Below are 12,263 nucleotides of genomic sequence, written 5' to 3'. Positions count from 1 at the left end.
ATTAGCGACGCAGACCCAGGCGACCGATCAGAGCCTGGTAACGGCCCAGATCCTTGCCTTTCAGGTAGTCCAGCAGCTTACGGCGCTGGTTTACCATGCGGATCAGACCACGACGGGAGTGGTGATCTTTACCGTTGGCCTTGAAGTGACCTTGCAGCTTGTTGATGTTGTGGGTCAGCAGTGCAACTTGCACTTCTGGCGAACCAGTGTCACCAACAGCTTGCTGGTAGTCAGCTACGATTTGAGCTTTTTCTTGAACGTCGAGAGCCATGAGGCAATCCTTTTATCAGGAAACTGTTTCAAAGAAACAGCTTCAACAGGCCAGGGACAAATCCCTGTATCTATAAATGAGTAGTGACCGTGCCTGTTAACAGCCACACTCGCCGGCCTGCTGTTACACAGGCCGGTTTCGGTCATTCTGACCGAATCAGTCGACGCGGCGCGATGCGCCCGTCTTCGCTCACTTCACCGATACCGATGAAGCGACCGTTGTGATCCTGTACCCGTACCATGCCGAATTTCGGTGCATCCGGGGCGCGTACCGGTTGGCCGTTAAGCCAGTAGAACGCGCTATGCTCCGAGAAATGCAACAGTGGCCAGTCCAGCAGGCCGCTGTCCGATGGCATCAGGAAGCGGTCGACCGCTTCGTTGCCGCCTTCGGCATGTACCGCTTCAAGCTCTTCCAGAGTGACGGTCTGCGCAAGCGTGAAAGGCCCGGCCTGGGTACGTCGCAATTCAGCCACGTAAGCGCCACAACCGAGTTGCTCACCGATATCCTCCACCAGGGTGCGGATATAGGTGCCTTTGCTGCAATCCACCGCAAGCCGCGCAGTATCACCCTCAAAGGCCAGTAATTCCAAGCGCGCAATAGTAACAGAACGCGGTTCGCGCTCCACTACTTCGCCTGCACGGGCCAGCTTGTACAGCGGCTGCCCATCACGCTTGAGCGCCGAGTACATCGGCGGTATCTGACTGATTTGCCCACGAAATTTCGGCAGCACAGCTTCGATATCGGCGCGACCAACGGTCACCGGGCGTTCCTGCAAAACCTCACCTTCGGCATCGGCCGTGGTGGTGGTCTTGCCCAGTTGCGCCAGGGTTTCGTAACCCTTGTCGGAATCGAGCAGGTATTGCGAGAACTTGGTGGCCTCGCCGAAGCACAACGGCAGCACGCCGGTGGCCAGCGGATCAAGACTGCCGGTGTGCCCGGCCTTCTCGGCATTGAGCAACCAGCGGACCTTCTGCAACGCCGCGTTGGAGGTGAACCCCAGCGGCTTGTCGAGCAGGATGATGCCGCTGACGTTACGACGGATACGTTTGACCTGAGCCACCGATTACTCCTTGGCGTCTTCGGGTTCAGCCGCTACCGGGTGCTGATTGTCTTCAGCCACCGCACGCTCGATCAGGGCCGACAGATGCGCGCCACGCACGACGCTTTCGTCGTAATGGAAGTGCAACTGCGGAACGCTGCGCAACTTCATTTCGCGAGCCAACTGCATACGCAGGAAACCTGCGGCGGAGTTGAGCACCTTGATGCTTTGCGCGATGTCGTCGCGGCTGTCCTGGCCCATCACGGTGATGAAGATCTTGGCGTGACCGACGTCACGGCTGACTTCAACAGCGGTAATGGTGACCAGGCCGACGCGCGGGTCTTTGACTTCACGACGGATCAGCTGTGCCAGCTCACGCTGCATCTGATCGCCGATACGTTGGGTACGGCTGTATTCTTTTGCCATGTCTTGTTACCTGTTACTGCCCCACGGTGAAACCCGAGGGGTCTGAAAGCGGCAAACGCCCGGCCTGACAAAAGCCAGACCGGGCGTTGCGTTTAGAGTCCGGACGTTGCGCCGCGCATCTGCATGCGGCGGCTCATCGTGGCCCTTGAAGTGCGCGAGTTAGAGGCTGCGAGCAACCTGCACCTTCTCGAAGACTTCGATCTTGTCGCCGACTTTGACGTCGTTGTAGCTCTTCACGCCGATACCGCATTCCATGCCGGCACGGACTTCGGAAGCGTCATCCTTGAAGCGGCGCAGGGATTCCAGCTCGCCTTCGAAGATAACGATGTCTTCACGCAGTACACGGATTGGACGGTTACGGTGAACAACACCTTCGATAACCATGCAACCGGCGATCGCGCCAAACTTCGGCGAACGGAACACGTCGCGCACTTCAGCGGTACCCAGGATGTTCTCGCGAACATCGCTGCCCAGCATACCGGTGAGGGCTTTCTTGACGTCTTCGATGATGTCGTAGATCACGTTGTAGTAACGCATATCCAGACCTTCCTGCTCGACGATCTTGCGAGCGCCAGCATCGGCACGCACGTTGAAGCCGAACAGTACAGCGTTGGAGGCCAGTGCCAGATTGGCATCGGATTCGGTGATACCACCGACACCGCCACCGACCACACGCACTTGCACTTCGTCGTTACCCAGGCCATTCAAGGCACCGTTCAACGCTTCCAGCGAACCACGGACGTCGGATTTGAGGACGATGTTGAGCGTCTTCTTCTCTTCCTGACCCATGTTCTCGAAGATGTTTTCAAGCTTGCCGGCGTGAGCACGGGCCAGTTTGACTTCGCGGAACTTGCCTTGACGGAACAGGGCCACTTCACGGGCTTTCTTCTCGTCGGCAACCACGCTCATCTCGTCGCCAGCGTCCGGGGTACCGTCCAGGCCGAGAATCTCGACAGGGATGGACGGACCGGCTTCCTTGATTGGCTTGCCGTTCTCGTCGAGCATGGCGCGAACGCGGCCATAGTTCGAACCGACCAGCACCATGTCGCCTTGGCGCAGGGTACCGTCTTGAACCAGAACGGTTGCAACCGGGCCACGACCTTTGTCGAGACGCGATTCAACCACGACGCCACGGCCAGGAGCCGAAGGGGTCGCTTTCAGTTCGAGAACTTCAGCTTGCAGCAGAACAGCTTCGAGCAACTCGTCCACGCCAGTACCGACTTTCGCCGAAACCGATACGAACGGGGTGTCGCCGCCCCACTCTTCCGAAGTCACGCCGTGAACCGACAGTTCGCTGCGGATGCGATCGAGATCGGCGCCCGGCTTGTCGATTTTGTTCACTGCAACAACCAGCGGAACACCAGCAGCCTTGGCGTGCTGAACAGCTTCAACGGTCTGCGGCATCACGCCGTCGTCCGCTGCAACCACCAGGATCACGATGTCGGTCGCCTTGGCACCACGAGCACGCATGGCGGTAAACGCGGCGTGACCAGGAGTGTCGAGGAAGGTGACCATGCCGCGTTCGGTTTCAACGTGGTACGCACCGATGTGCTGGGTGATACCGCCGGCTTCGCCAGCAGCTACCTTGGCACGACGGATGTAGTCGAGCAGCGAGGTCTTACCGTGGTCAACGTGGCCCATTACGGTCACAACCGGTGCACGGGAGAACGCTTCACCTTCAAACTTCAGGGACTCGGCCAGGGAATCTTCCAGGGCGGTGTCGCTGACCAGGGTCACTTTGTGGCCCAGCTCTTCGGCAACCAGTTGGGCAGTTTCCTGATCCAGTACCTGGTTGATGGTCGCTGGAGTACCCAGTTTGAACATGAACTTGATGATTTCAGCAGCCTTGACCGACATCTGCTGGGCGAGATCGCCAACAGTGATGGTCTCGCCGATCTTCACTTCGCGCACAACAGGGCCGGTTGGGCTCTGGAAACCGTGGGCGTTGCGTTTCTTCAGCTTGGCCTTGCCGCGACCACCACGACGGAAGCCATCGCTTTCTTCGTCGGTAGTACGTGGCGCAACACGTGGAGCAGGCGCTTTTTCCTTGACCGAAGCACGATGCGGAGCGTTTTTGCGCTCGCCATCGCCACTGCCACGACGATTGCTATCGTCGGCACGTGGTTTGTCCGGACGACGCTGTTCGTCGCGTTTGCGAGTGTCGGCCGCAGGTGCTGGTGCAGCTGCAACCACCGGCGCGCTTTCACGCACTGGCTCGGCAACTGCCGCAGGCGCTGCAACGGCGTCGTTAGTAGCGGTTTGCGCAGCAGCAGGCTGGCGACGCGCTTCTTCTTCGGCGCGACGCTTGGCTTCTTCTTCAGCCTTCTGACGTGCAGCATTTTCTACTGCGCGGCGTTCTTCCAGTTCGCGTTTGCGCTCGGCTTCGATTTCTTCCGGGCTGCGTTGTACGAAGACTTTCTTCTTGCGTACTTCAACGCTGATGCTCTTGCTACCAGCAACACGCAGGGTGCTGGTGGTTTTGCGCTGCAATGTAATCTTGCGCGGTTCTTCCACTTTCGCCTTGTGGCTGCTCTTCAAGTGAGTCAGCAAAGACTGCTTCTCACTATCGCTCACACCTTCATCGGCGGCGGTGTGCGGCAGACCTGCCTCACGCATCTGCTGCAACAGGCGCTCTACCGGTGTTTTGACCTCATCGGCCAGTTGTTTCACCGTGACTTGCGTCATGCACTTCTCTCCTCAGGCCGCGCCTAATTACTCGAACCAATGGGCTCGGGCGGCCATGATCAACTTGCCGGCACGATCATCGTCAATGCCGTCGATGTCGAGCAGGTCGTCAATAGACTGCTCGGCCAGGTCTTCGCGGGTAATTACGCCGCGCACCGCCAGTTCCATCGCCAAATCCTTGTCCATACCCTCAAGCGAGAGCAGGTCTTCGGCCGGATGGGCGTCTGCCAGCTTTTCCTCAGTAGCGATGGCTTTAGTCAACAAACGATCCTTGGCGCGAGCGCGAAGCTCGTTGACGGTTTCTTCGTCAAAGCCGTCGATGTTGAGCATTTCTTCCAACGGTACGTAGGCAATCTCTTCCAGGCTGGTAAAGCCTTCATCTACCAGCACCTGTGCCAGGTCTTCGTCGACTTCCAGCTCGTCGATGAAGTTGCGCAGGATGTCGCCGGTTTCTGCTTGCTGCTTAGCCTGGATGTCCGATTCGGTCATCACGTTCAGGGTCCAGCCAGTCAACTGGCTAGCCAGACGCACGTTCTGACCACCGCGACCGATGGCCTGAGCAAGATTGTCTGCGCCAACGGCGATGTCCATTGCATGGGCATCTTCGTCAACGATAATTGCCGCCACTTCAGCCGGCGACATTGCATTGATCACGAACTGCGCCGGGTTATCGTCCCACAGGACGATGTCCACACGCTCGCCGCCCAATTCGCCCGACACTGCCTGGACGCGCGAACCGCGCATACCGATGCAAGCGCCTTGCGGGTCAATGCGTTTGTCCTTGGAGCGGACCGCGATCTTGGCGCGCGAACCCGGGTCGCGGGACGCAGCCATTACTTCGATCAGGCCTTCAGCGATTTCCGGCACTTCGATGCGGAACAACTCGATCAGCATTTCCGGCGCGGTACGCGACAGGATCAGCTGAGGGCCGCGGTTCTCGGTGCGGATTTCCTTGAGCAGCGCACGCAATCGCACGCCAACCCGGAAGGTTTCGCGAGAAATGATGTCTTCACGGGCCAGCAACGCTTCAGCGTTATTGCCCAGATCGACGATCACGTTGTCGCGGGTGACTTTCTTCACGGTGCCGGAGATGATTTCTCCCAGGCGCTCGCGATAGGCGTCAACGACTTGAGCACGCTCGGCTTCGCGAACTTTCTGCACGATGACCTGCTTGGCAGTCTGTGCAGCAATGCGGCCGAACTCGATGGATTCGATCTTTTCTTCGACAACGTCACCGACCTTGGCACCAGGATGCGTTTCTGCAACCTTGCTCGGCCAGGTTTCGATGGCCGGATCGTCCAGGTCTGCTTCTTCGACGACCGTCCAGCGACGGAATGTCTCGTAAGCACCGGTGTGGCGATTGATTTCCACACGCAGATCGACTTCGTCCTCAAAACGCTTTTTGGTAGCAGTGGCCAGGGCCAGCTCCAGCGCTTCAAAAATTACGTTTGCCGGTACGCCCTTTTCATTGGATACCGACTCAACAACCAGCAGTACTTCTTTGCTCATCGTACGCCTCGCCTTTCGCAAGCCATTGGATCCGCGGGATCCGCGTCTCAGTCAAAACTGGGAATAATGTTGGCCTTGTCGATCATATCGATCGGCAACAGAAACTCATGGTCTTCAACCTGCACCACGACGTCCTGCTCTTCTACACCGCGCAGAAGGCCCTGAAAGTTGCGCCGACCTTCAAAAGGCGAGCGCAGCTTGATCTTCACTTGTTCACCGGCAAATTTTGCAAACTGCTCAATAGTGAACAGTGGGCGTTCCATGCCAGGCGAGGAAACTTCAAGGGTGTATTCAACCGCGATCGGATCTTCAACATCCAATACACCGCTGATCTGACGGCTGACGATGGCACAATCGTCCACCAGCACGCCGCCCTCTTTATCAATATAAACGCGCAACATTGAGTGGCGACCTTGAGCCGAAAACTCAATACCCCAGCATTCATAGCCTAGGGCCACGACCACCGGGGCCAGCAAGGCCTGCAACTCTTCTAGCTTGCTCGACACCTGAACCCCCTCGTGCATGTATGTGCATGCTGTGCAAAATAAAAAAATGGGCGAAACGCCCATCCTTGAAACGCCGTTGAACAGCGGCGTTGAAAGTGTCCAGCTAACAAAAAGCCCCTGAAAAGGGGCTCCTTAAACTGGTTGCGGGGGCCGGATTTGAACCGACGACCTTCGGGTTATGAGCCCGACGAGCTACCAGACTGCTCCACCCCGCGACAAAGCTGGGGCGGAAGTATACGACCGATCCCTGACAGGGTCAATGTAACCTTCCACCTACAAGAAAGCCCGCAACAGCGGGCTCTCCTGATAATTGGTACCGAGAAGGGGACTCGAACCCCTACACCCTATGGGCACAACCACCTCAAGGTTGCGTGTCTACCAATTCCACCACCTCGGCAATACTACGTTTGAAACCCTTCTTACTTCTGCTCTTGAGCTGGAGGTACGTCAGTCGCTGGAGTAGCCGACTTTTGCTCTTGAAGCACCGGGACATCATCAGAAGCCGGTTGTTGCTTTGGAACTTCCAACACTGCCGGGTTTGGCAAACCTACTTGAGTCAGCTCATGAGCCTTCTCTTTAGCAAAGTAACCTAACCCCAAGCTGGTTATGAAGAAACCGGCGGCAAGTATAGCAGTAAACTTACTAAGAAAGGTAGAGGAACCTTGGCTTCCGAACACAGTATTTGAAGCACCTGCTCCGAAAGACGCGCCAGCATCCGCACCTTTACCCTGCTGCAGCAAAACCAGAGCAACTACGCCCAATGCACCCAGCAGATGAAAAACGACTACGACTGTTTCCAGCATTTTTTCAGTTTCCCGCGGCGCGACAAATCGCACCGAACTCATCTGCATTCAGGGAAGCTCCACCAATGAGCCCCCCATCGATATCCGGCATGCCGAACAGTTCGACCGCATTGGCCGCCTTCACGCTGCCGCCGTATAGAAGCCGCACACCTTGCGCGACCTCAGAATTCTCTGCCGCCAACTGAGCGCGAATGGCTGCGTGCACATCCTGCGCCTGTTGCGGCGAAGCAGTCAGCCCGGTGCCAATGGCCCAGACCGGCTCGTAAGCGATTACTGCCTTTGCAAAGACACCTACACCCAGCTCCGCAATGATACTGCCAAGCTGACGCCCGACAACCTCAAGAGTTTTTCCAGCTTCGCGCTCTTCAAGGGTCTCCCCTACGCACAACACCGGAATCAAGCCACATGCCTGCGCCGCTGCGAACTTGCGAATCAGCATTCCGTCCTGCTCGCCCATTATCTGGCGGCGCTCGGAGTGCCCGACAAGCACCAGGGAACAACCTGCATCCACCAACTGACTCGGCGCAACTTCACCAGTCAATGCACCTTGCATGGATTCCACTGCAGAATTCTGCGCGCCGACCGAAATCGACTTACCTTTCAAGCCATCAATCACTTGATTGATATGCAAGCAAGGCGGGAATACCGCGACATCAACACCGCTTGGCAAGGCCAGATGACTAAGGCCATTGATCAGCTCAGCGACGCTGGCGCGGGTACCGTGCATCTTCCAGTTACCAGCTACCATAGGGCGACGCATGCTGTACCTCGTCGGTCAAAGTGGGCGCAGATGTTACCCAACACAATCATGGCTGGCAAGCCGAAATCAGACAGAAACTTCAGTTACCAGTTTTGCCAGCTCTTCGGCGTAACCGCGAACCTGCGCTTCGTCCTCGCCCTCGACCATGACCCGCACCAGCGGCTCTGTCCCGGACTTGCGTAACAGCACGCGCCCACGACCAGCCATCGCCTGGGTGACACGATCACTGGCCTCCTTGACTTTCGGATGCTCGAGCGGACTCGCACCACCGCCAAACCGGACATTGATCAGCACTTGAGGACACTTGCGCAGCGCCTGGCGGGACTGAGCCAGACCTTCTGCGCGCCTCTTCAGCGCCATCAACACCTGCAACGCGGCAATAATTGCATCACCGGTGGTGGTGTGACTGAAGCACACAATGTGCCCCGAATTTTCCCCACCCACCTGCCAATCGCGCTCCAGCAACTCGGAGATCACGTAACGGTCGCCAACGTTGGCGCGCACAAAAGGAATCGCCAGATCAGCCAGGGCCAGTTCCAGCCCCAGGTTACTCATCAGCGTACCGACCACACCGCCCTGCAACTTGCCGCGCTCTTGCAGATCGCGAGCGATGATGAACAACAACTCGTCGCCGTCGACGACAGCGCCAGTGTGATCGACCATCTGGACCCGGTCACCATCACCGTCAAAGGCAATACCCAAATCGGCGTGCTCGGCCAATACGGCAGCTTGCAGTGGTTCCATATGGGTCGAACCGCAATTTTCATTGATGTTCAGGCCATTAGGATGAGCAGAAAGCACAACGACATCGGCTCCCAGCTCACGGAACACACTAGGCGCCACTTTATAGGTCGCACCATGAGCACAGTCGATCACGATTTTCAGCCCGGCAAAACTGGTACCGGTCGGGACGCTGCTCTTGCAGAATTCGATATAACGGCCCGAGGCATCGTTGATTCGCGATACCTTGCCAATTTTGCTCGACTCAACCACGGTCATCGGGGTGTCGAGCAGCTCTTCGATCATCAGCTCGACTTCATCCGGAAGCTTGGTGCCCTTCCCGGAGAAAAATTTAATGCCGTTGTCGTCATGAGGGTTGTGCGAAGCGCTGATCACGATGCCGGCTTCGGCATGAAAGGTACGTGTCAGATAGGCGATGGCTGGCGTCGGCATCGGCCCCAGGAGCATCACATCAGCACCTGCCGAGGTCAGCCCGGCTTCAAGCGCCGACTCGAACATGTAACCGGAGATCCGGGTGTCCTTGCCCACGAGCACCTTGCAAGCACCCATGCGGCGAAATGCCATGCCTGCCGCCCAGCCAAGCTTGAGCATGAAATCAGGAGTAATCGGGTATTCACCGACCCGACCACGAATGCCGTCGGTGCCAAAGTATTTTTTGCTCATAAGTACTCCATCATTCTTATTCGGCTGATTCTACTGCGGCAATCATTCGCACTACGTCGACCGTTTCAGCCACATCATGGACGCGCAATATACGCGCCCCCTTGAATGAAGCCAGTGCCGCGAGCGCCAAACCGCCATGCAGACGCTCTCCCACCGGCCGATTCAAGGCTTGCCCGATCATGCTCTTTCGCGAAACCCCGACCAACAGGGGCCGCCCCAAGGCATGCAAGGCTTCCATATGCTTAAACAAGCTCAGGTTGTGCTGCAAGGTTTTCGCGAAGCCGAAGCCCGGATCGAGGATGATCCGCTCAGCAGGGATGCCCACCGACGCACACTGAACCATGCGTTCGGCGAGAAACTCGCCGACCTCTTTCGTCACATCCTGATACTGCGGATTGTCCTGCATGTCGCCCGGCTCACCGAGCATATGCATCAGACACACCGGCAAACCGGTGGCCGCCGCGGCATCCAGGGCACCGTCCCGGCGCAACGAACGCACATCATTGATCAAACCCGCCCCAAGCCTTGCGGTTTCACGCATGACCGCCGGCGTGGAAGTATCGACCGAGATAATCACATCGAGTTCACGATGAATACGCTCGACGATAGGCGCTACACGCTCAAGCTCTTCAAGCGGTGAAACCGCCCTGGCACCGGGCCGGGTCGATTCACCACCAACGTCGATCAGCGTCGCACCAGCTGCCACCATCGCCTCGGCGTGACGCAGGGCCACATCCAGCTGGCTGTATTGGCCACCATCGGAGAAGGAGTCGGGAGTGACATTGAGAATGCCCATGACGTGCGTCTGGGCCAAATCAAGAACCCGGTTGCCGCAAGGCAACCGGGTCGAGGACTGAACAGAAGTCATTTCAAACCTTATACGTCAGCAGCCGGGCCACCGATTGGCGTTTCCGGACGCCCATCCTGCACCGCCGGAGGCGTGCCGGACGTATCACTACCGCCAGACCAGTCGCGAGGCTCGCGAGGTGCACGACCCGCCATGATGTCATCGATCTGATCGGCATCGATCGTCTCGTACTTCATCAAGGCGTCCGCCATGGCGTCAAGCTTGTCACGGTTATCCGTAAGGATCTGTTTGGCCGTGCCGTAACACTGGTCAATGATGCTGCGTACTTCGGAGTCGATCAGCTTGGCTGTCTCGCCGGAGAAACTTGCATGTTGACCACCGCCGCCACGACCGAGGAACACTTCGCCCTCTTCTTCGGCGTACATCAACGGGCCGAGTTTTTCCGACAAGCCCCACTTGGTCACCATGTTCCGTGCGATCTGGCTGGCACGCATGATGTCGTTGGATGCACCGGTAGTGACGCCATCGAAGCCCAAGGTCATTTCTTCAGCGATACGACCGCCATACAGCGAGCAGATCTGACTGATCAGTGCACGCTTGGACAGGCTGTAGCGATCTTCTTCCGGCAGGAACATGGTCACACCGAGCGCGCGACCGCGCGGGATGATCGACACTTTGTAGACCGGATCATGCTCAGGGACGACGCGACCGACGATAGCGTGGCCAGCTTCGTGATAAGCAGTATTCTGCTTCTCTTTCTCGGACATGACCATGGATTTGCGCTCGGCACCCATCATGATCTTGTCTTTGGCCAGTTCGAACTCTTTCATCTCGACGATGCGCTTGCCGGCACGGGCTGCGAACAACGACGCCTCGTTTACCAGGTTGGCCAGGTCGGCACCGGAGAAACCAGGAGTACCACGCGCGATCACGGCCGGAGCCACGTCGTCACCCATTGGCACTTTGCGCATGTGGACTTTGAGAATCTGCTCGCGACCACGGATATCCGGCAGACCGACCACGACCTGACGGTCGAAACGACCCGGACGCAGCAATGCAGGGTCCAGCACGTCGGGACGGTTGGTTGCTGCAATGACGATGATGCCGTCATTCATTTCGAAGCCGTCCATCTCTACCAGCAACTGGTTGAGAGTCTGTTCGCGCTCGTCGTGACCGCCGCCCATGCCGGCACCACGGTGGCGACCGACGGCGTCGATTTCATCGATGAAGATGATGCATGGCGCGTGCTTCTTCGCCTGCTCGAACATGTCACGAACACGACTGGCACCGACACCGACGAACATTTCGACGAAATCGGAACCGGAAATGGTGAAGAACGGCACTTTGGCTTCGCCGGCAATCGCCTTGGCGATCAAGGTTTTACCAGTACCAGGAGGACCGACCATCAGCACGCCACGAGGAATGCGACCGCCCAAACGCTGGAACTTGCCCGGATCACGCAGGAATTCGACCAGCTCGCCAACTTCTTCCTTGGCTTCGTCGCAACCGGCAACGTCAGCCAAAGTAGTTTTCACCTGATCTTCGGAGAGCAGGCGCGCCTTGCTCTTGCCGAAGCTCATCGGCCCGCCCTTGCCACCGGCACCACCCTGCATCTGCCGCATGAAGAACATGAAGACAGCGATGATTACAAGGATCGGGAAGCTTGCGACCAGGAGTTGAGTCCAGATGCTTTGCTGCTCAGGCTGCTTGCCTTCAACTACCACGTGGTTATCCACGAGGTCGCCGATCAGGCCATTGTCCTGGATTGCCGGACGAATGGTCTTGAAGCTGTCGCCATCGTTGCGCTTGCCGGTAATCACGTAGCCATCAACCGCTACGCGCTCGACCTTGCCATCCTTGACCTGCTGGATGAAGTCGGAATAGTTGAGGGTCTGCGGCTCGTTAGGGCTGGAGAAGTTGTTCATCACCGTCACCAGGACAGCCGCGATGATCAACCACAGGATCAGATTCTTTGCCATATCGTTCAATTAACTACCCTCTGAAGCAAGCTCCGCTAATGGCGCGTGCTTCGCATGATATTCACCGGCCTAA

11 protein-coding genes and 2 tRNA genes are annotated in these 12,263 nt (G+C 57.6%); all 13 read right to left on the bottom strand.

The window, feature by feature from the left end; genetic code table 11:
- Position 1 precedes the first annotated feature (1 nt).
- Complete coding sequence (gene rpsO / locus AB7M22_RS00410) at positions 2 to 271, bottom strand: 30S ribosomal protein S15 (RefSeq protein WP_003176135.1); 270 nt, start codon at positions 269 to 271, stop codon at positions 2 to 4.
- Positions 272 to 413: 142 nt separating this feature from the next.
- On the bottom strand, positions 414 to 1,331 hold the full coding sequence (truB, locus tag AB7M22_RS00405) for a tRNA pseudouridine(55) synthase TruB (RefSeq protein ID WP_454184867.1): 918 nt from the start codon (positions 1,329 to 1,331) through the stop codon (positions 414 to 416).
- Between the two features lie 3 nt (positions 1,332 to 1,334).
- Positions 1,335 to 1,736: a 30S ribosome-binding factor RbfA gene (gene rbfA / locus AB7M22_RS00400; protein WP_007900467.1), complete on the bottom strand. Its 402-nt coding sequence runs from the start codon at positions 1,734 to 1,736 to the stop codon at positions 1,335 to 1,337.
- 159 nt (positions 1,737 to 1,895) lie between these two features.
- Positions 1,896 to 4,421 (bottom strand): translation initiation factor IF-2, encoded by a 2,526-nt coding sequence (gene infB / locus AB7M22_RS00395; RefSeq protein ID WP_007900470.1) that lies wholly within the window; start codon positions 4,419 to 4,421, stop codon positions 1,896 to 1,898.
- A 27-nt stretch (positions 4,422 to 4,448) separates the two neighbouring features.
- Complete coding sequence (nusA, locus tag AB7M22_RS00390; RefSeq protein ID WP_007900474.1) at positions 4,449 to 5,930, bottom strand: transcription termination factor NusA; 1,482 nt, start codon at positions 5,928 to 5,930, stop codon at positions 4,449 to 4,451.
- 47 nt (positions 5,931 to 5,977) lie between these two features.
- Positions 5,978 to 6,436, bottom strand: a complete 459-nt coding sequence (rimP, locus tag AB7M22_RS00385) for a ribosome maturation factor RimP (protein ID WP_010463487.1) — start codon at positions 6,434 to 6,436, stop codon at positions 5,978 to 5,980.
- A 138-nt stretch (positions 6,437 to 6,574) separates the two neighbouring features.
- Positions 6,575 to 6,651, bottom strand: a tRNA-Met gene (locus AB7M22_RS00380).
- A 96-nt stretch (positions 6,652 to 6,747) separates the two neighbouring features.
- Positions 6,748 to 6,833 (bottom strand) — tRNA-Leu (locus tag AB7M22_RS00375).
- A 22-nt stretch (positions 6,834 to 6,855) separates the two neighbouring features.
- Positions 6,856 to 7,239, bottom strand: a complete 384-nt coding sequence (gene secG / locus AB7M22_RS00370; RefSeq protein WP_030128079.1) for a preprotein translocase subunit SecG — start codon at positions 7,237 to 7,239, stop codon at positions 6,856 to 6,858.
- 4 nt (positions 7,240 to 7,243) lie between these two features.
- A complete protein-coding gene (gene tpiA / locus AB7M22_RS00365) occupies positions 7,244 to 7,999 on the bottom strand; it encodes a triose-phosphate isomerase (RefSeq protein WP_454184866.1) in 756 nt (251 codons plus the stop codon).
- A 66-nt stretch (positions 8,000 to 8,065) separates the two neighbouring features.
- On the bottom strand, positions 8,066 to 9,403 hold the full coding sequence (glmM, locus tag AB7M22_RS00360) for a phosphoglucosamine mutase (RefSeq protein ID WP_454184865.1): 1,338 nt from the start codon (positions 9,401 to 9,403) through the stop codon (positions 8,066 to 8,068).
- Between the two features lie 16 nt (positions 9,404 to 9,419).
- Positions 9,420 to 10,271 (bottom strand): dihydropteroate synthase, encoded by an 852-nt coding sequence (gene folP, locus AB7M22_RS00355; RefSeq protein ID WP_454184864.1) that lies wholly within the window; start codon positions 10,269 to 10,271, stop codon positions 9,420 to 9,422.
- Between the two features lie 8 nt (positions 10,272 to 10,279).
- On the bottom strand, positions 10,280 to 12,190 hold the full coding sequence (gene ftsH / locus AB7M22_RS00350; protein WP_030128083.1) for an ATP-dependent zinc metalloprotease FtsH: 1,911 nt from the start codon (positions 12,188 to 12,190) through the stop codon (positions 10,280 to 10,282).
- Positions 12,191 to 12,263 lie beyond the last annotated feature (73 nt).

The organism is Pseudomonas sp. ADAK2 TE3594 (genome assembly GCF_053628675.1).
The sequence above is the reverse complement of the archived record's forward strand: the minus strand, read 5'-3'. Positions and strand labels throughout refer to the sequence as shown.

Bases quoted from the DNA above. Each gene is read 5' to 3' on its own strand.
- rpsO (WP_003176135.1), bottom strand. From the start codon at position 271: ATGGCTCTCGACGTTCAAGAAAAAGCTCAAATCGTAGCTGACTACCAG.
- rbfA (WP_007900467.1), bottom strand. From the start codon at position 1,736: ATGGCAAAAGAATACAGCCGTACCCAACGTATCGGCGATCAGATGCAG.
- infB (WP_007900470.1), bottom strand. From the start codon at position 4,421: ATGACGCAAGTCACGGTGAAACAACTGGCCGATGAGGTCAAAACACCG.
- nusA (WP_007900474.1), bottom strand. From the start codon at position 5,930: ATGAGCAAAGAAGTACTGCTGGTTGTTGAGTCGGTATCCAATGAAAAG.
- secG (WP_030128079.1), bottom strand. From the start codon at position 7,239: ATGCTGGAAACAGTCGTAGTCGTTTTTCATCTGCTGGGTGCATTGGGC.
- tpiA (WP_454184866.1), bottom strand. From the start codon at position 7,999: ATGCGTCGCCCTATGGTAGCTGGTAACTGGAAGATGCACGGTACCCGC.
- glmM (WP_454184865.1), bottom strand. From the start codon at position 9,403: ATGAGCAAAAAATACTTTGGCACCGACGGCATTCGTGGTCGGGTCGGT.
- folP (WP_454184864.1), bottom strand. From the start codon at position 10,271: ATGACTTCTGTTCAGTCCTCGACCCGGTTGCCTTGCGGCAACCGGGTT.
- ftsH (WP_030128083.1), bottom strand. From the start codon at position 12,190: ATGGCAAAGAATCTGATCCTGTGGTTGATCATCGCGGCTGTCCTGGTG.